Here is a 17,377-nt window from a genome sequence, read left to right as displayed (position 1 = left end):
TGATTTTTAGATCATCCACAAATTTACAATTGTTTTTCCTGATTTTACTGAAACGACTATTACAATAAAATTTTGCCACGAATTCCACAAATCTCACAAATTTTGAGTTCGTGTCAATTCGTGAAATTCGTGGCAAAAAAATTTAAACTATCGCTGAAGCCATTTCTTCAGTAAATGCTGTAAAGTGGTATACATACAGCTTTTGCAAAAATCGCTCAATTTTGACCAGTTCGTGTTCAAAGTGGTTTTTTGTTGTCTTTTGCATGTCGCAAATTACCGTTAAAAGCCCCTTTGCACACAACGCAAAAAACACGAAATTACTGCTAAATTGTTATACACACCTATATGTTAAATTTTATAGTATCTCTTTTAAGTGTTTGTAATTCGATTTTACAGTGTCTAAAACTTCGTCCATTTTTCCGCCCAAAATTAGCTTGGTCATCGTAGTGGTGTAACCCGCCATTTGTTTCCACTCTATTTTAGGAGGCATGGCAAGCGAGTCCGGGTTTGTCATAACATTCACCAGTACCGGCCCATTAATTGCAAAGGCTTCAGTCAGGGCATTTTCAAGATTATCAGGCTCATTAACAGTAATGCCCCTAAAGCCCATGGCAAGTGCAACCATAGCAAAATCGGGGTTAACCATATCCGTTTGGTTATCAGGTAATCCGGCAACTTCCATTTCCAGCTTTACCATCCCTAACGACCTGTTGTTGAACACTATAATTTTAACAGGCAGTTTGTACTGGTGTATGGTTGCCAGGTCTCCAAGCAGCATAGAAAGGCCACCATCGCCACAAAATGCAATTACCTGTTTATCAGGATGGCTAAGTGCCGCACCAATAGCCATAGGCATAGCATTTGCCATAGAACCGTGGTTAAAAGAACCTAACAGCTTACGCTCTCCCGTAGCGTTAAGGTAACGGGCACCCCACACACAGCACATACCGGTATCTACCGTAAAAATAGCGTTTCTATCTGCCAGCCTGTCAATGGTATGCGCTACATATTCGGGCGAAATTTTATGGCTCTCACCGCTGTCTTTTACATAGATATTAAGGTTGTCTTTTACCTTTTCATACAGCGCCAGTTGCGCCATTAAAAAGGTATCATCCTGCTTCGTTTCGATTATAGGCAACAATGCTGCAATGGTATCTTTTATGTTACCGCAAAGGCCAAGTTCCAGTTTGGCACGCCTGCCTAAACGCTCCGGTTTTAGGTCTACCTGAATGATCTTTTTATCCGCAGGCATAAACGCAGTATACGGAAAATCAGTACCTAACAATAATATCACATCGGCCTCATGCATGCTGTGATAGGCAGATGGCAAACCCAGCAAACCGGTCATCCCCACCTCATAAGGGTTATCATACTGCATACCCATTTTACCCCTAAACGAATAGCCTACAGGGGCTTTAAGGGCACCCGCGAGTTCTACTACTTCGTCATGGGCTTCATCAGCTCCGGTACCGCAAAAAATAGTGACTTTAGGCCCGGCATTTAAAATTGCAGCCATTTGTGCAAGTTCATGATTATTAGGGCGTATAACCGGATTGTTACGGTAATTTTTCTTTGCCGCCACAGGCTCTACAGCATCCATAGCAGATACATCTCCCGGCAATCCTATTACGGCCACGCCCTTGTGATGCAGTGCATGCTGTATGGCGCTTTGCAGCATTGTAGGCACCTGCTCCGGTGTGCTGGCTACCTCATTGTAACAACTGCAATCATCAAACAATCTTGTGGTATTTGTAGACTGAAAATAATCTACCCCATACTCAGGAGTATTTATGGTTGAGGCTATTGCAAGCAGTGGCACCCCGCTACGGTGGGCATCATACAGCCCGTTTATAAGGTGCACATGGCCGGGGCCACAACTACCCGCACATACCGCAAAACCATCCAGTTCGGCTTCGGCGGCAGCGGCATAGGCACCTGCTTCCTCGTGCCTTACATGTATCCATTGTATGCGACCATCGCGGCGCACGGCATCGTTAAGTTCGTTAAGGCTGTCGCCGGTAACGGCATATATTCTTCTTACATCATTATCTGCAAGCATTTGTACTATTTGGTCGGCTACTTTTTTTCCCATTGTGTCGTGATTTATTGATGCCACAATTTAGGCATTAAACGCACCTGCCTGTAAACAATTAACGCATCTATAACGCTCTGTGTTAAAATATGTTAAAGCTGCTTTATACGTACTTACGATTGTTAAATAATTAGCATAAAATATAGCTTTTAATAAATATGCTGCGCTTTATAAGCCACAATAGTAAGGTTTGTCATAATCTTATATTAAACCATAAAGTAATGCCCTTTTTTTTATTAAATTCGATGTCTAAACACCAAACTACTACCTTAATGACTCCTAAAATTATCTCTCACGGTATAGTGCGCGCCGTATTAACGCTCGGTGCAATTTTTATACTGCTCTTGTTTTTAAACCAAATACAAACGGTTCTTATTTACTTGTTTGTAGCTCTTATATTAAGCATGGTAGCGAGTCCTGTTGTATTCTTTTTAAAACGAAAACTGCGGTTTCCGCACATCTTAGCCGTCATATTTACACTGGTACTTTTTCTTGGTTTGCTTGCAGGCTTCATCATGATGTTTGTGCCACTTATAGTTACCCAGAGTGAAAACCTGTCCCTGCTGGATACTGCCAAACTGGAAACGGATGTCATGAACATGGTGCATAGCGTAAACGACTATTTTGGCATAGATACCCAAAAAATGATCAAAGAAGCTAACCTTACCTCTAAACTCAATTTTAACTTTATACCCGCATTACTTAATTCGCTTATAGGCATACTAAGTGGTTTTGGTATGGGGTTAGCATCGGTAATGTTTATTACCTTCTTTTTCCTTAAAGACCGCAAGTTATTTTTTGCAGGTGCCCGCAAATTATTACCCGATGAGCATGAAGACAAAATACTTAACTCCCTGCGCAAAGTAAATTACCTGCTTAGCCGCTACTTTATAGGGCTTATAGTTCAGCTTGCGGTACTCTTTAGCATTTACCTGATAGTACTGCTTATATTTGGGGTTAAAAATGCATTTATAATTGCATTTATAACAGCGCTCCTTAATATTATACCTTATATAGGTCCTGTAATTGCCACCGTTTTAGTAATTGTACTAACTTTGCTGGGTAACATTGGGCCGGAAACACAGGGAGAAATGCTATCTACCACTTTATACGTAATTATAGGTTACAGCATAGCGCAGTTTATAGATAATAATGTTAGCTCGCCGCTCATATTTTCAAATAGTGTGAACTCGCACCCACTGGAAATTTTTATAGTGATACTTGTAAGCGGTTTTGTATTTGGCGTACTGGGCATGATAGTGGCCATACCATTATATACTGTGCTTAAGGTGGTTGCAAAAGAATTTTTCCCTAAAAACCCTGTTGTTAAAGCACTTACTAAAGATATATAATCTTGCTCTCAAATTTATTAAAGCCTGAAATACAGGCATACATTCGCGAAAATACCACGCAGCCCGTTACCCAACTGGCACTGCAAAAGAACCCTTTTCCGGATGCTGACTGGACAGAAATACTAAACCAGATTGCTGCACGCCAACGTGCTAAAGACAAACTGCCTACGTGGTATGCAGCTCAGGATATAGTTTACCCTTCTAAAATTTCAGTTGAGCAAACCTCATCAGAGGCTGCGGCATTGTATAAATCAGGGCTTGTTTCGGGCGAACGCCTAATAGACCTTACCGGGGGTTTTGGTATAGACGATTACTTTTTTTCGAAAACCGTGACCATTGTAAGCCATTGCGAACTTAATGCAGAGCTTTCGGTTATTGCCCAACATAATTTTAAGGTGCTTGGCGCAGATAACATACAGTGCATAGCGGGCGACAGCCTTGATACCCTTATTAATGCCGATAAGCAATGGGACTGGCTCTACGCCGACCCTGCCCGACGCAGTGACACCAAAGGCAAGGTTTTTATGCTTAAGGACTGCCTGCCAGGCGTTCCTGATTTACTCGAAACTTATTTTAAATACACCAATAACATACTTATAAAGACTGCTCCCCTGCTTGATATTACTGCGGGGTTGGGCGAGCTTCATTTTGTAAAAGCTATACATATTGTGGCTGTAAACAATGAGGTTAAAGAACTGCTTTGGATGCTTCAAAAAGGCTACACCGGCACTCCTTCCCTTGTTGCTGTAAACCTGGCTAAAGAGGGCATTGATACTTTTGAAACCTCATATGATAATGATACCGAAGCAGTTTACGGGCTGCCCCAAAAATACCTGTATGAGCCTAACAGTGCCATTATGAAATCGGGGGCTTTTGATGCTGTAAGCACAGTATACAGCCTGCAAAAACTGCATAAGCATTCGCAGTTATACACTTCTGATATTCTTATAAACTTTCCCGGACGCAGGTTCAATATTAACCAGGTACTTCCTTACCAAAAAGCCGAAATTAAACAGCATATAGAGGGCAAAAAGATGAATGTAACGGCACGAAATTTCCCGCTTCAGGTAACGGATATCCTTAAGAAATGGAAAATTAAAGACGGCGGCGATACATACGCTTTTTTTACAACCAACCTTAAAAATGAAAAGGTTGTTTTACTATGCAGTAAAGCGTAAGCATTTGTGGTGGTTACTCGCCTTTTTTTAATTACCGAGTGGTTTTTTTTATCTGGCATTAAAGGCAGCTAATAGCAATCTCTTTAGTTTCGGCATTTGCGTATAGCCCGCTCACATTCATTTCGGTCATCTTCCATGTGCCCTGCAGTTGTTTCTCTATTTCAGACTGAGCAACGGCTACTACCTAAAAGCAGCATACTACAAAGGCAATGAGGAGATTTTTCATGGCGATTGTTTTGATTTGCGATTAATATACAAATTTTACAATACCGCGCTAATTTTTGTTGTAGCATTTTTATGTAGCTATCTTAAGGCACGGATGCAAAAATAAAACACCCAAAACCCCTTTGCGGTTATAGGGTGTTGTTTTACAAATTTCTTTACTGAGAGGTCTTACATTTTGTACCAATTGTTAAGCGTAATACAATATTATTCTATCAAATCTTATTTTAAGATTAAATGCTAAAGATTAGTCTATTACTTAGAACTTAAATTATCCCTATTTAAAATGAATAAAGGTGAATCTGTAGCATAAGGTACTTGACCTGAAGGGACGTGTTTAGATGTTTCAATTAAATGTATTTCCTGATCATCAAAAAAGATATGTGCTCCAAATGCTTTCAATATTTTATCTTTTGATAACCCACCTAAAAAATAAGCCTCATCCACATATACCCCCCAATTTCTAAGTGTTTTAATAACTCTCATGTGTGAAGGTGCACTTCTTGCTGTAACTATAGCGATTCTTAACGGGGATAATTCTATTGATGTAGGAAGTTCTTCTTGAATTTTCGAAAGTTTGATTAAAAGTTTAGCGAATGGACCTTCACCTAAAGGATCATTTTCATGTTCCTTTTCATATTTATGAAATTCCTCCATTCCCTCAGTTTTATATCGATGTTCAGATTCTCCCGAAAAAAGTACTGCATCTGCATCAAATGCTATTTTAACTCTATTATCAACTGGATTAAATTCAGTCGGCGGATCATATATAATCGCAGCTGCGCATTCTTTTGAATCAATTACAGATTGTACGTCGTTTAAATCTCTACTCAAAAATAAATCTATATCAAATGCATCAATATAAGGGGCTAAAGGCTCACCACCACTCAATGCCATCCTCGTAATATCCAATTCATAATGTTGAACTGAATTCATAATTCTAACACCAGTTTCAGGACTATTTCTCGACATAACGATCACTTCAACAATTCGTTTTTTAGCATCTTTGTTTAGATGTAAAAGGCTTTGTACAAGATGAAAAGCTGTTCCTGGTTGTAAAACATCGTTTTCATGTAACTGTTGATAGTCTCTATAACTTGTTATTCCTTCATTGTCAAAAATTTTATTTTCACTTTCTAAGTCGAAAAGTGATCTACTTGATACACCAACAACTAAAATTTCCGAAAAATCTACTGCCATAATATTATTTAATTATTATTCGTTCAATACTTAAACCACTATTAGGCCCATTCGGAAGTCCAAGTGCAGTGTCTATCCCAATATTCTTTCTTAGATCATTTAAAACGTCTGTCGGATTTATTAATTTCCCTAACAACTCTTCAGAACCAGTTCTTGGTTTTTCTGAGTTTCTTGCCCTATATGCTGTCACAAATTCGTTGTTTGCTATTGCTTTTCGACAAATAGCTCTAATATAAAATCTATTAAATTCACCTTCAGCAAATGTGACGTTAGCAGTTACTGGAACTTTAACAGATATTACTCCATTTTTAGAATTACGATCCTCATATTCATTAAAACATTCAATAGTCAATGCTGTTGCCAAAGTTTCTTCATCTCCATTAGTAATGGATTGTTTAAAAAAATCAGGATACTTTTCTATTCCATAAGCACTAAATCTTTTACTGTTATACAATAATTCTGAAGTAACATCAAAGTCAAATTCAATCTGCATCAATTGTCTGATTTCAGCATCTAACTCTCTAAAATTAAATTTCATTTTTTTGATAATTAAGGGTTTAAACATTTCACAATCTACACCTTTTCCTACAACACACCTATACCCACTATTAGGTATTTTTAACATAATTTTAATAGCTGCCCATTCCGCAAAAATTCACTATTTTAGCCTTATAATACCATACAATGATATCTGACAGTCAATTCCAGAAAGAGCTCGATATAATAATTGCAAATGCTATTCGCGAAGACGTAGGCCCGGGCGACTACAGTTCGCTTGCCTGCATACCCGCCGGCGCTACAGGCCGCGCTAAGCTGTTGGTTAAGGATAACGGCCTGCTTGCCGGGGTGGCTTTTGCCCGTCAGGTGTTTGCTTATGTAGACCCTGCCATGACATTTGAAGTTTTTATACAAGACGGTACACCCGTAAAATATGGCGATGTGGCTTTTCATGTACACGGCAGTTCGCAAAGCATCCTTAAGGCCGAAAGGCTGGTGCTTAATGCCATGCAGCGCATGAGTGCCATTGCCACCAAAACCGCTAAATACGTTAAAATATTGGAAGGTACCGGCACCGGGGTTTTAGATACCCGCAAGACCACGCCGGGCATTCGCGCGCTCGAAAAATGGGCTGTAAAAATAGGCGGCGGCGAGAACCACCGTTTTGCCCTGTATGATATGGTGATGCTTAAAGACAACCATATAGATTTTGCAGGTGGCATTACCCTTGCCATTACTAAAACGCAGGAATACCTTAAGGCCAATAACCTGGATCTTAAAATTATTGTAGAGGCACGCGACCTTAATGAGGTGCGCGAAATTATGGCCAACCCCGGTGTGCACCGCATACTGCTTGATAATTTTGACTATGCCCAAACCCGAGAAGCTGTACAACTTATTGGCAACTATTGCCAAACGGAAAGCAGCGGCGGCATTAACGAAGATACCATGCGCCATTATGCCGAATGTGGGGTAAATTATATTTCGAGCGGGGCACTTACCCACTCTGTTTATAATATGGATCTTAGCCTAAAAGCATTTTAATGTCTCAGGCGCTCGAACATAAACTCGAAAAGGTACCGGTACTAAAATACCTGGTGCGGTTTGGCAAAAGCATAAAGTTGCCGTACAGCGATGGGCTTACGCTCTACCACCTTGCTGAGCTTTATATTACGGGCATCCTTAAAGGCGATATATCCTACAGGGCGGGTGCCATTGCATTCAGCTTTTTTATGTCGCTGTTCCCTTTTGCACTTTTTATCCTTAACCTTATACCCTACATTCCTATCGAGGGATTTCAGGAAGATTTTATGCAGTTTGTGGCAGATAATGTTCCGCCCACAACCTACGATGCCATATCGGGCATCCTTACCGATATTTTACTTAACAGCCACAAGAGCCTGTTATCTACGGGTATCTTACTTTCCATACTCCTTATGAGTAATGGGCTAAATGCCATACTAAGCGGTTTCCAGAACAGTATGCACATTACTATAAAGCGCACTTACTTTAGGCAATATGGGGTGGCCATTGCGCTGTCGCTGGTGCTTACGCTGCTGCTAATTGTTACAGTGGCCTCTATAGTAACGTTTGAGGTGGTTATACGCAGCCTTGCAAGCCGTGGCATTATTAGCCAGGATGATTTTTTACTGCAATTGGGGCGTTACCTGTTCCTTATCCTTATGATACTTACCACTACGTCGCTGTTGTTTAAATTTGCAGCTAAAGAAACCCGCGGTGCCGCATTTTTTAGCTATGGGTCGGTTTTTAGTACGCTGCTTTTTGGTGTAACATCTTTTGGGTTTAGTATTTATGTGGTGCGTTTTAGCAAGTATAATGAGTTGTACGGGTCTATTGGCACGCTACTTGTATTAATGCTATATATATGGATAAACTGCTTTATTTTGCTCCTGGGGTTCGAATTAAATGCGCTTATTCATAAATTAAAGCGGAAAAATTTGTACATTTAGAATTAATAACAACTTTAAATTATGAGAAAATATTTATTTACAGTATTATTTATTGCCGTGGCTGGCATGTTTAGTACACAGGCACAGGTTACCGGACGGTGGAAAACCATAGACGATGAAACCAAGGAAGCAAAATCTATCGTAGAGGTTTACGAAAAAGACGGCAAAATTTATGGCAAGGTGGTAGAGATACTTAACCCCGCCAAAAAAGATTCTAAATGCCAGAACTGTAAAGGCGAAGATAAAGACAAACCCATACTGGGGCTTACTATAATTAAAGGCCTTAAAAAAGATGGTAACGAATATACCGATGGTGATATCCTTGACCCGCAAAAAGGCAAGCTGTACAGCTGCACCATTAAGCTTGATGGTAACGATAAATTAAGTGTTCGTGGTTACATGGGCATATCGCTTATAGGCCGCTCCCAAACGTGGTACAGGGTTAAATAAGTGTTTAGTATTAGTCGCAGTTATAAGTAAGCACAGTACAAATATCAGAAGGAATCTCAAATGAGGTTCCTTTTTTATTTTTGATATACACAACTTTATGCGCGCATACATCTTTAAATCAAAGGATTATAATTGCCCTTAAAATCAAATATTTAGCTTAACAAACCATTAACATCTTACAGCAAACATACATTGGGATAAATGTTGTAAATTGGGAATTAATTAGTAGTCCCTTTAAAAAGAGCATATTGGGTAAACTCTAAAAAAAAACGGTTTATAACATCGTGTCGTTTTAGTTACAAGATTGCGCAATAGAGCATTTAAGTTAAAATTATGATGTAATTTCGCCAACAGTATAAATATATATTTAAACCTATTAATGACGTATCGCAGACCATATTCAGTACCCGACAATGAACTCCTTAGGTTAGAAAAACTTAAGGACTACCAGATATTGGATACCCACTCTGAAGATACCTTTGATAAGCTCGCACTGCTTGCTGCGCAAATTTTTAATACATCTAGCGCGTACATTAACTTTGTTGACAAAGAGCGCGTGTTTGTAAAATCTAACGTAAGCATGCTATTGATGGACGATGTGCCAAGGGCCGAAAGCCTTTGTACCATTGCCATAAAAAATGATAATGTTACTATTTTTACAGATACCCTTACTGTTCCTGAGCTTATTAGCAATCCTGCCCTGCCTATAGACGATGTACGTTTTTATGCCGGTGCACCGCTAAAATCGCCCGAAGGCCATAATGTAGGTACCATTTGCGTGGTAGACTCTAAACCCGGCGAGGCTACAGAGGAGCAGTTAACAATGCTTAAAACACTGGCATCTATAGTTATAGATAAGCTGGAAAACAGGCTGCGCTACCGCAAATCTATAGAGTCTCAGGTTAACCTGATGAACATTACACTGCACGAAATTAAAAATCCGCTTGCCTCTATAAAACTGGCTAACGAGATAATTTCTAAAAGCCCGCAAAGTGTAGAGCGTATGACAGAGAATATTTACTCGTCGGTATCGCGCATACAGTCTAAACTTTCCGAACTTTTAAAACAGTCCGAGCTGGAGGATAAAGACATGATGCTCTCTGTTGAAGAAGTAGACCTTAAAGAGATGTTTGTAAGGCTGCTTAATAATTTTGAACTTTTAGCACTGCGCAAAAAACAGGTTATTGAGTTTCATTGCGATGAAAACCTGCCTAAAATTGAGGCAGACCGCACAAAAATATCTGATGTATTGCATAACTTGCTTAGCAATGCCATTAAATACTCGTACCACGATACTACCATAAAGGTTACTGCCCGCGAAGCCGGAAATTATGTACACATAGAGGTTAAAGATGAAGGCCAGGGTCTTAATTTTAGCGATATGCAAAAACTGTTTACCAAATTTGCCAAGCTTAGCTCTACCCCTACCGGTAAAGAAACATCTAACGGATTGGGACTTTCTATATCTAAATCGTTTATAGAGCTGCATAATGGTAATATTTATGCCATGAGCCCCGGTAAAGATAAAGGCACAACTTTTATAGTATCTATACCTTTTAAATTTAATAAGACAGAGGAACTTACCGAAATATCAGAATATAATTAGCAATACCGGATTCAAAATTTGCCAACCGCAAAACAATTGACCGAGGAATTTAACTCGCAAAATTTTTCTACATCGTTTTATATGATTAATTTAAAGCCGATTTAAATTGATGGTATGAACAATCATAAAGCATTATTGGCAACTCCTTCGCTTACCGGCGAAAAGTCGTTAAAGACACTTGTAGAAAACAGAACAATTTATTCTTTAGATAATTGCGAGCTTAACCTTTTCGAAACGTATCAGGAAAGCGTACTCGTTCCACTCAAGTTTAACGACCTCGTTGTTACCAGTATGTTGCGGGGTAAAAAGGTAATGCACCTGTTTGACGATCCCGGTTTTGAATATGTACCCGGAGAAACTGTTATTGTACCCGGAAATGTAGAAATGAAAATTGATTTTCCCGAAGCTTCGACTCAAAACCCCACCCAATGCCTTGCACTTGCCATAGACCACGATAAAATTACTGATACCCTTAACTTTTTAAGCGAGCGCTATCCTAAAAATGACAATACGAGTTGGCAGCTTAATAACGAGAATTACTTCTTTTACAATAATATAGAGCTTGCTGCAACGCTTAATAAATTGGTGCGTGAGTGCATGGGTACATCAGTCACTAAAGATGCCCTTGCCGACCTTGCCCTGCAGGAACTGCTAATACGAATTATACAAACACAAACGGTACAGGCTGCACACCAGGATAAACTATCTGACAGCAACAACGCAATACATGCTGTTACAGATTTTATAAAAGAGAACATTAATAACCCCATCAACCTTAAAGCACTTAGCGATAAGGCAAATATGAGCACTACTTCTTTTTACAGGTATTTTAAAAGGGAACTGGGTATGAGCCCTATTGAATTTATACTGAACGAAAAAATTAAACATGCCAAGCAGTTGCTTAAAAACCCACACATACAGGTAAACGAAGTATGTTTTATGAGTGGTTTTGAAGATTGCAATTACTTTATCCGACTCTTTAAAAAACATGAGGGCATAACACCTAAACAGTACCAGATGCTGCACGTTGCATAAAAGCAGATTTGGTTATTTGTATTTCTGTCTATTTGATAGCCTCAAAATCCTATATTCAAAACCCATCACTGGCAACTAATACCCAACTACTAATCTTCTGCCAGTCGTACCGGCTCTAAATCCAGTTCTTCCTCCGGTGTAAAAATGCGGTAATTAATTTTAAACGATTTACCCCTGGGCGATTCCAGCGAAAAGCCCCCTGCCCCAAAAGCATCGGTAACATCAAGCTCAAAATGGGCATGCTTCCAGTATTCAAAAAGGTCGCGGTCTACCCAAAAATCAAAGCCTTCTACCTGCCCTATACACACATCGCGGCTGCGCAGGTAATAGCCGCCTTTTTCAAAACATTGCGGCTGCGTGCCTTCACAACATCCCCCTGCCTGGTAAAACATCAGTTCGCCAAAATCTGCCGATATTTCGTGTACCAGCTTTTTTGCCTTATCTGTACTATCAAGTCTTTTAACCATGATTATTAATTTTAATTAATATAACAAAAAAAGCAGGCTGCCCTAAAGCAGCCTGCAACCCCTTAAAATTAATCTTAGAAAAAGCCTAATTTCTTTTTATCATAAGATATGAGCATATTTTTAGTCTGCCTGTAATGGTCCAGCATCATTTTGTGGTTCTCACGGCCAATACCCGACAGTTTATAACCTCCAAACGGAGCGCCCGCAGGATAATTATGGTAGTTATTTACCCAAACACGCCCTGCTTGTATACCTCTTGGTATCTGGTAGAGTTCGTGGGCATCGCGTGTCCATACGCCTGCACCAAGGCCGTAAATAGTATCGTTTGCAATTTCCAGTGCCTCTTCAGTAGTTTTAAAGGTAGTTACTGCAAGTACAGGCCCAAAGATCTCTTCCTGAAAAATGCGCATTTTATTGTTCCCTTTAAACAAAGTTGGCTTAATATAGTACCCTTCTTCAAGGCCATCTACATGGTTAGCAGCACCACCTACAAGTACCTCTGCGCCTTCTTCTTTACCAAGGGCAATGTAGCTTAATATTTTATCGTATTGAATTTTAGAAGCCTGAGCACCCATCATCACCGTAGGGTCTAACGGATTGCCTATCTTAATAGCTTTTACACGTTCTATAACGCGTTCTATAAAAGCATCATATATATCCTCATGCACTAATAAACGCGACGGGCAGGTACAAACCTCTCCCTGGTTAAGCGCAAATAATACAGCACCCTCAATAGCTTTATCAAGGTAATCATCATCGGCATCCATAACCGACGGGAAGAATACATTTGGCGATTTACCTCCCAACTCTAATGTTACCGGAATTATATTTTCTGTAGCATACTGCATCACCATACGGCCGGTAGCCGTAGATCCGGTAAAGGCTGCTTTTTTAACTTTAGGGTTTGTTACAAGTGCTTTACCCAGCTCTGCCCCAAAACCGTTTACAATGTTAACCACACCTTCCGGCAATAAATATCCTATAATTTCAAAAAGATATAAAATTGATATTGGAGTGCTTTCGGCAGGTTTTAGCACTACGGTATTACCCGCAGCAAGTGCAGGTGCCAGTTTCCATATAGCCATAAGGATAGGGAAATTCCACGGAATGATCTGTGCAATAACACCTATAGGTTCATGTATTATTAATGACAGTGTATTTTCATCAAGTTCGTTAGCCGATCCTTCTTCTGCACGCAGTACGCTTGCAAAATAACGGAAATGGTCTATGGCTAATGGAATATCTGCATTCAGGGTTTCGCGTACAGCCTTGCCGTTATCATACGTTTCAACAGCAGCTATGGCTTCAAGGTTATCCTCCATAAGCTGTGCTATTTTAATTAACAGATTACTCCTGTAAGTGGGCGATGTTTTACCCCATGTTACAAAAGCTTTTTCGGCAGCGTTTACAGCGAGTTCTAAATCTTCTTTAGAAGAATGTGCCGCCTGAGAAAATTTTTTTCCATCTATAGGAGAAATAACATCAAAATATTTTCCGTTTACCGGAGCTGTCCATTTCCCATTTATATAATTATCGTATTTACTTTTTAGTTCAGGAAGCTTAACTAAGTTTTCCTTTTTTGGTTCTGCTACTGTGCTCATAAGTATAAAAGTTTAATTTTTATACTTTCAAAGTTACTAACTACATCGTTTTAATAATAGCATAAATCGTTCAAATGATAGCACAAAATTGCCACATTAGTTTTTTTAATGTCGATTTATTGTAAATCTAAAGGACATGGAGATGGAAGATGATAGATGATAGATGATAGATGAAAGACTTAGTGGATTGGCAATATGCAATTGGCAATTTTTAAAATTACACATTGCCTATCGTCTATTGCAAATTGCTTATTAATATTGTCCATTAAATTAATTCCATTCTACGAGTGATACCCCTAAACCAACAGTAGTTTGCCTGTTATTATAATCTATTAGTGTTTCGCCATAGCCGTGCGTAATTTGCAGATAGCCTTTAAGATTCCCAAATAGCCTGTACGACCATGAAGCCTCGGCATAGCCGCTAAAATGGCTGTTAAAAGAAAAGTTTGTACTCCCGGTAAATGATATTACACTTTTTCCCATCGTATAAATTACCGTAGCGTCTCCATTACCAATCCTTCTTATTATATCCGGGTTATCATCGTCATCATCTGCCATCCGTATCCACGGGCGAAGGTATACCTGCCAATTATCCCTCTCGAAACCCGCATGAAAAATAATCCTGTTCCAACTGCGCGATAAAGGCATATCGCGCCCATTACTCTGGTGATTAAAGCTTACTCCCGCCATACGGTTTGTAAAGCCGAACATTTTAATGTTCGTATTAAAGTTGAGGATTACTTCGGGCTCGTAGTTAGTTTCCCTGAATGGTCGCGACAGGCTTTGATTATAAACCTGCCAATGCGATTTTTGTGTGTATGCTACCCAAAGGTCGCCGTAACGTCCAAAAATTGCCTGTAGTACCTTTACTTTAAAACTAATCTGAAATTTAGTTTCCAGGTGGTTATACTTTTGGGCATCATCATCGGGCACTATATAACCCTCGGCAGGGTTGCCGCTGTAAGGTTGGTCATTAGGCTGGCTGGACCATCGCAACGGTAGTATGTAAATGGGTTTATAAGGGGTAATAACGAATGTTCCGCCAGATGTGAGCGTATCCAGCTCCCAGCGTTGCGACATGCTGCGCGGGCGGCTGTTATTAAAAACCGAACTTATTTGCGCATGCAGCTGCACACTACAAAAACAAAGAAGTATTATAAAGTAAAGCGGTGTAATTCCGGTTTTGCAGGTGCGCATAAGTTGTAAGTAAGTTATTACCAAAGATAGCAGTATACCTACAAAAAAAATATAGCCGTTTTGTTAAAACGGCTATAAATTATTATATGGATATGCTTAGATTCTTAGAGACTGAGAAACTTAGATTTTGTAAGTTTAACCCATTAAATCCGAACAAATATTCAATTTATATTATTTATAATCCAAGAACTTTATTTCTGTAAATAGTTCCTACTATAAAAGTCATTAGCCCTGTTAAGAAAAATACACCGACAACTACGAAGCCTCCAATCCTGTCTTTCTCAAAATTATAATTTAAAAATTTTTTATTTTTTATATTAAAATTATATAGAGGTATAAAAACTAAAAAAACCACACCAAATAAGTAAAATTTATTGACAAAATGAGGAAAAAAATCCAATAATAGACATAAAAAATAAATCCACATAATATTAAAAACAGTTAGTACTGTTACAACACACGCCGTACTAAAAACGAGAAGGTTTTCAGTCTCGTTTTTACCGTTGTCCCTATAATAGGTATAAATTCTAAATAGAAGATAATTATATGCCTTCATAATTATTTTTGGTACCCCCTTGTTATTTAGACATTCCTAAGTATCTAAGAAACTCAGTACCTCAGCCACTTATTTTGTAAACAACGAAACCACGTAATACATGATCATTGCAATAACCGCAGATACCGGTATGGTAAGCACCCATGCCCAAAGCAGGCTTATAGTTACGCCCCAGCGTACGGCAGATACCCTTTTTGTAATACCCACCCCTATTATAGATCCTGTAATAGTATGTGTTGTAGATACCGGTATGCCTAAATGCTCAGATGCATAAAGTGTAATAGCACCTGCAGTTTCGGCAGCAACACCTTCCAACGATGTTACCTTTGTAATTTTAGAACCCATGGTCTTTACAATTTTCCAGCCACCACTCATAGTACCAAGGCCTATCATCATAAAACTTGCAAGTGGCACCCAGTACCAGTGTTGCACGAAATATTTAAACGGATCTTCGACAAGATAGTTAGGATCCAGGTCAATTTTTGTATGGTAAAATATTACCGCTGCTCCTATAATACCCATTACTTTTTGGGCATCGTTAGCACCGTGACCCAAACTAAACATAGCCGACGAAACCAACTGTAGCTTCCTGAACCACTTATCTGCCCTTGACGGGTTTGCATTACGGCAAATATTAAGGATAAGGATAGTTATAAAATATGCCACAACCATACCTATAAGTGGTGCAGCAAAAATAAACAGTATAATAGGAATAACCTTAGTATAGTTAATAACGGTATTTAGGTCGGCACCCGGAATTGTAAATGCATGTGCCATTGCTGCTCCCATAAAGCCACCTATCAGCGTATGCGAAGATGATGATGGTATACCCAGTTTCCAGGTAAGAAGGTTCCAGGTAATAGCCGCTACAAGGCCGGCAAGGATAACTTCTAACGTAATAAAATCTTCAGAAACGGTTTTAGCAATTGTGTTACCAATTTTAAACTCGCCCACTACATACATCGATATAAAGTAAGCAAGGAAGTTAAAGAACGCCGCCCAAAGCACTGCCTGAAAAGGAGTAAGCACCTTAGTGGCTACGATGGTAGCAATAGAGTTGGCTGCATCGTGAAAACCATTGATGAAGTCGAATATTAAAGCTAAAATAATAATAATGATAAGAAGCGTCATAAAAATAGCTTAAGAGGTTGTGTTATGAATGTTTAACTGCGATAGACTCCAGTACATTCGCTACACCTTTACATTTATCGGCTGCAGATTCAAGGGCCGATAATACTTCTTTATATTTAATGATGTTCTTAGCATCTGTTTCATTCTCAAAAATATCGGCAACAGCTTTATCAAAAACGTTATCTGATTTATTTTCAAGTTTATTTATCCTTATACAAGCCTCAGCAATACCTTTAAGGTTTTTCATATCCTTAAGGTCGGCAACGGCAAGTTGTATCAACTGGCAGCTTTCAAGGGTAATTTCAGTCATCTTACGAATAGATTTCGTAATTTTCTCAACCTGGTACAACCTCATTCTGTTTGCAGCACCATAAAGGTAATCGGCCACATAATCTATCGATGAAATTAGCGCGTGTATATCTTCCCTGTCAAAAGGGGTAATAAAGTTACGGCTAAGTTCCAGGTTAGTTTTATGAGCTATATCTTCAATTATAGCTTCAAGTTCCTCAATTTTCTTAAAGTAAGCTTCCCTTTCTACTTTTGGCGCATTTACAGCCTCATGAAGTGTTTGTGCAAGAATTACAAGGTTTTGCGTAGCCTGCTCAAAAAGTGGAAAGAATTTCTTGTCTTTTGGTACAAGGAACTGGAAGATGCTGTTTATAGACATTTACATATAATTTGATGCTGCAAATGTAAGTGGCTAATGTTAAGAAATCATTAAGTAATTATAAATTTGAAGTTATTAAAGCCGCTGAATAAAAAATGAATTTTTTTAAGGTTATCTCAAAAATTTATTTTAATTACAAACGTTTTCGTATTTTA

At 39.0% G+C, this 17,377-nt stretch carries 15 protein-coding genes; 7 read left to right on the top strand and 8 right to left on the bottom strand.

Translation table 11 applies throughout. The annotated features are described in order from the left end of the window. Window positions 1-355: 355 nt before the first annotated feature. A complete protein-coding gene (locus F565_RS0108535) occupies window positions 356-2,092 on the bottom strand; it encodes a ubiquinone-dependent pyruvate dehydrogenase (protein WP_020212800.1) in 1,737 nt (578 codons plus the stop codon). 245 nt (window positions 2,093-2,337) lie between these two features. On the opposite strand from F565_RS0108535, the gene F565_RS0108530 reads away from it, so the two are divergent. After that, a complete protein-coding gene (locus F565_RS0108530) occupies window positions 2,338-3,444 on the top strand; it encodes an AI-2E family transporter (RefSeq protein WP_035642057.1) in 1,107 nt (368 codons plus the stop codon). A 2-nt stretch (window positions 3,445-3,446) separates the two neighbouring features. Beyond that, the gene (locus F565_RS0108525) at window positions 3,447-4,622 is read left to right on the top strand and encodes a THUMP-like domain-containing protein (RefSeq protein ID WP_020212798.1); all 1,176 of its coding nucleotides are present in this window, start codon (window positions 3,447-3,449) and stop codon (window positions 4,620-4,622) included. 477 nt (window positions 4,623-5,099) lie between these two features. Here the strand turns inward: F565_RS0108525 and F565_RS0108520 are convergent, their stop codons facing one another. Together F565_RS0108520 and F565_RS0108515 are read right to left on the bottom strand one after the other, a co-directional pair. Beyond that, window positions 5,100-6,044: a 5'-nucleotidase gene (locus tag F565_RS0108520; protein WP_020212797.1), complete on the bottom strand. Its 945-nt coding sequence runs from the start codon at window positions 6,042-6,044 to the stop codon at window positions 5,100-5,102. A gap of 4 nt (window positions 6,045-6,048) precedes the next feature. Continuing rightward, window positions 6,049-6,669: a hypothetical protein gene (locus F565_RS0108515; protein WP_020212796.1), complete on the bottom strand. Its 621-nt coding sequence runs from the start codon at window positions 6,667-6,669 to the stop codon at window positions 6,049-6,051. A gap of 59 nt (window positions 6,670-6,728) precedes the next feature. Between F565_RS0108515 and nadC the strand changes: the two genes are divergently transcribed. The 5 genes from nadC to F565_RS0108490 all read left to right on the top strand — a co-directional run bounded on the left by nadC (window position 6,729) and on the right by F565_RS0108490 (window position 11,603). After that, window positions 6,729-7,586, top strand: a complete 858-nt coding sequence (nadC, locus tag F565_RS0108510; RefSeq protein ID WP_020212795.1) for a carboxylating nicotinate-nucleotide diphosphorylase — start codon at window positions 6,729-6,731, stop codon at window positions 7,584-7,586. Further along, window positions 7,586-8,512, top strand: coding sequence for a YihY/virulence factor BrkB family protein (locus F565_RS0108505; RefSeq protein WP_020212794.1), 927 nt, complete (start codon window positions 7,586-7,588; stop codon window positions 8,510-8,512). The genes nadC and F565_RS0108505 overlap by 1 nt, the downstream gene beginning before the upstream one ends. 21 nt (window positions 8,513-8,533) lie before the next feature. After that, entirely contained in the window at window positions 8,534-8,962 is a 429-nt protein-coding gene (locus tag F565_RS0108500) for a DUF2147 domain-containing protein (RefSeq protein WP_020212793.1), read from the top strand. Window positions 8,963-9,341: 379 nt separating this feature from the next. Then, window positions 9,342-10,568 (top strand): GAF domain-containing sensor histidine kinase, encoded by a 1,227-nt coding sequence (locus F565_RS0108495; protein ID WP_020212792.1) that lies wholly within the window; start codon window positions 9,342-9,344, stop codon window positions 10,566-10,568. Window positions 10,569-10,682: 114 nt separating this feature from the next. Continuing rightward, window positions 10,683-11,603, top strand: coding sequence for an AraC family transcriptional regulator (locus F565_RS0108490; protein ID WP_020212791.1), 921 nt, complete (start codon window positions 10,683-10,685; stop codon window positions 11,601-11,603). An 89-nt stretch (window positions 11,604-11,692) separates the two neighbouring features. Here F565_RS0108490 and F565_RS0108485 read toward each other — a convergent pair whose 3' ends face one another. The 5 genes from F565_RS0108485 to F565_RS0108460 form a co-directional block, all read right to left on the bottom strand. Beyond that, window positions 11,693-12,070: a DUF779 domain-containing protein gene (locus F565_RS0108485; RefSeq protein ID WP_020212790.1), complete on the bottom strand. Its 378-nt coding sequence runs from the start codon at window positions 12,068-12,070 to the stop codon at window positions 11,693-11,695. 74 nt (window positions 12,071-12,144) lie between these two features. Then, complete coding sequence (locus F565_RS0108480; protein ID WP_020212789.1) at window positions 12,145-13,671, bottom strand: aldehyde dehydrogenase family protein; 1,527 nt, start codon at window positions 13,669-13,671, stop codon at window positions 12,145-12,147. 270 nt (window positions 13,672-13,941) lie between these two features. Next, a complete protein-coding gene (locus F565_RS0108475; protein WP_051087084.1) occupies window positions 13,942-14,868 on the bottom strand; it encodes a phospholipase A in 927 nt (308 codons plus the stop codon). A 625-nt stretch (window positions 14,869-15,493) separates the two neighbouring features. Next, complete coding sequence (locus tag F565_RS0108465; RefSeq protein WP_020212786.1) at window positions 15,494-16,555, bottom strand: inorganic phosphate transporter; 1,062 nt, start codon at window positions 16,553-16,555, stop codon at window positions 15,494-15,496. Window positions 16,556-16,577: 22 nt separating this feature from the next. Beyond that, window positions 16,578-17,222, bottom strand: coding sequence for a DUF47 domain-containing protein (locus F565_RS0108460; protein WP_020212785.1), 645 nt, complete (start codon window positions 17,220-17,222; stop codon window positions 16,578-16,580). Window positions 17,223-17,377 lie beyond the last annotated feature (155 nt).

This window comes from Flavobacterium rivuli WB 3.3-2 = DSM 21788 (assembly GCF_000378485.1).
In the GTDB taxonomy this organism is placed as follows: Bacteria; Bacteroidota; Bacteroidia; order Flavobacteriales; family Flavobacteriaceae; genus Flavobacterium; species Flavobacterium rivuli.
Note: the sequence above shows the minus strand (reverse complement) of the source record. Positions and strands in the feature narration are given on the sequence as shown.

What these genes read in the sequence shown, in the direction of transcription:
- nadC (WP_020212795.1), top strand. Translation starts at nt 6,729, where the DNA reads ATGATATCTGACAGTCAATTCCAGAAAGAGCTCGATATAATAATTGCA.
- F565_RS0108475 (WP_051087084.1), bottom strand. Translation starts at nt 14,868, where the DNA reads ATGCGCACCTGCAAAACCGGAATTACACCGCTTTACTTTATAATACTT.
- F565_RS0108500 (WP_020212793.1), top strand. Translation starts at nt 8,534, where the DNA reads ATGAGAAAATATTTATTTACAGTATTATTTATTGCCGTGGCTGGCATG.
- F565_RS0108485 (WP_020212790.1), bottom strand. Translation starts at nt 12,070, where the DNA reads ATGGTTAAAAGACTTGATAGTACAGATAAGGCAAAAAAGCTGGTACAC.
- F565_RS0108515 (WP_020212796.1), bottom strand. Translation starts at nt 6,669, where the DNA reads ATGTTAAAAATACCTAATAGTGGGTATAGGTGTGTTGTAGGAAAAGGT.
- F565_RS0108520 (WP_020212797.1), bottom strand. Translation starts at nt 6,044, where the DNA reads ATGGCAGTAGATTTTTCGGAAATTTTAGTTGTTGGTGTATCAAGTAGA.
- F565_RS0108480 (WP_020212789.1), bottom strand. Translation starts at nt 13,671, where the DNA reads ATGAGCACAGTAGCAGAACCAAAAAAGGAAAACTTAGTTAAGCTTCCT.
- F565_RS0108505 (WP_020212794.1), top strand. Translation starts at nt 7,586, where the DNA reads ATGTCTCAGGCGCTCGAACATAAACTCGAAAAGGTACCGGTACTAAAA.
- F565_RS0108535 (WP_020212800.1), bottom strand. Translation starts at nt 2,092, where the DNA reads ATGGGAAAAAAAGTAGCCGACCAAATAGTACAAATGCTTGCAGATAAT.
- F565_RS0108530 (WP_035642057.1), top strand. Translation starts at nt 2,338, where the DNA reads ATGTCTAAACACCAAACTACTACCTTAATGACTCCTAAAATTATCTCT.
- F565_RS0108490 (WP_020212791.1), top strand. Translation starts at nt 10,683, where the DNA reads ATGAACAATCATAAAGCATTATTGGCAACTCCTTCGCTTACCGGCGAA.
- F565_RS0108495 (WP_020212792.1), top strand. Translation starts at nt 9,342, where the DNA reads ATGACGTATCGCAGACCATATTCAGTACCCGACAATGAACTCCTTAGG.
- F565_RS0108465 (WP_020212786.1), bottom strand. Translation starts at nt 16,555, where the DNA reads ATGACGCTTCTTATCATTATTATTATTTTAGCTTTAATATTCGACTTC.
- F565_RS0108460 (WP_020212785.1), bottom strand. Translation starts at nt 17,222, where the DNA reads ATGTCTATAAACAGCATCTTCCAGTTCCTTGTACCAAAAGACAAGAAA.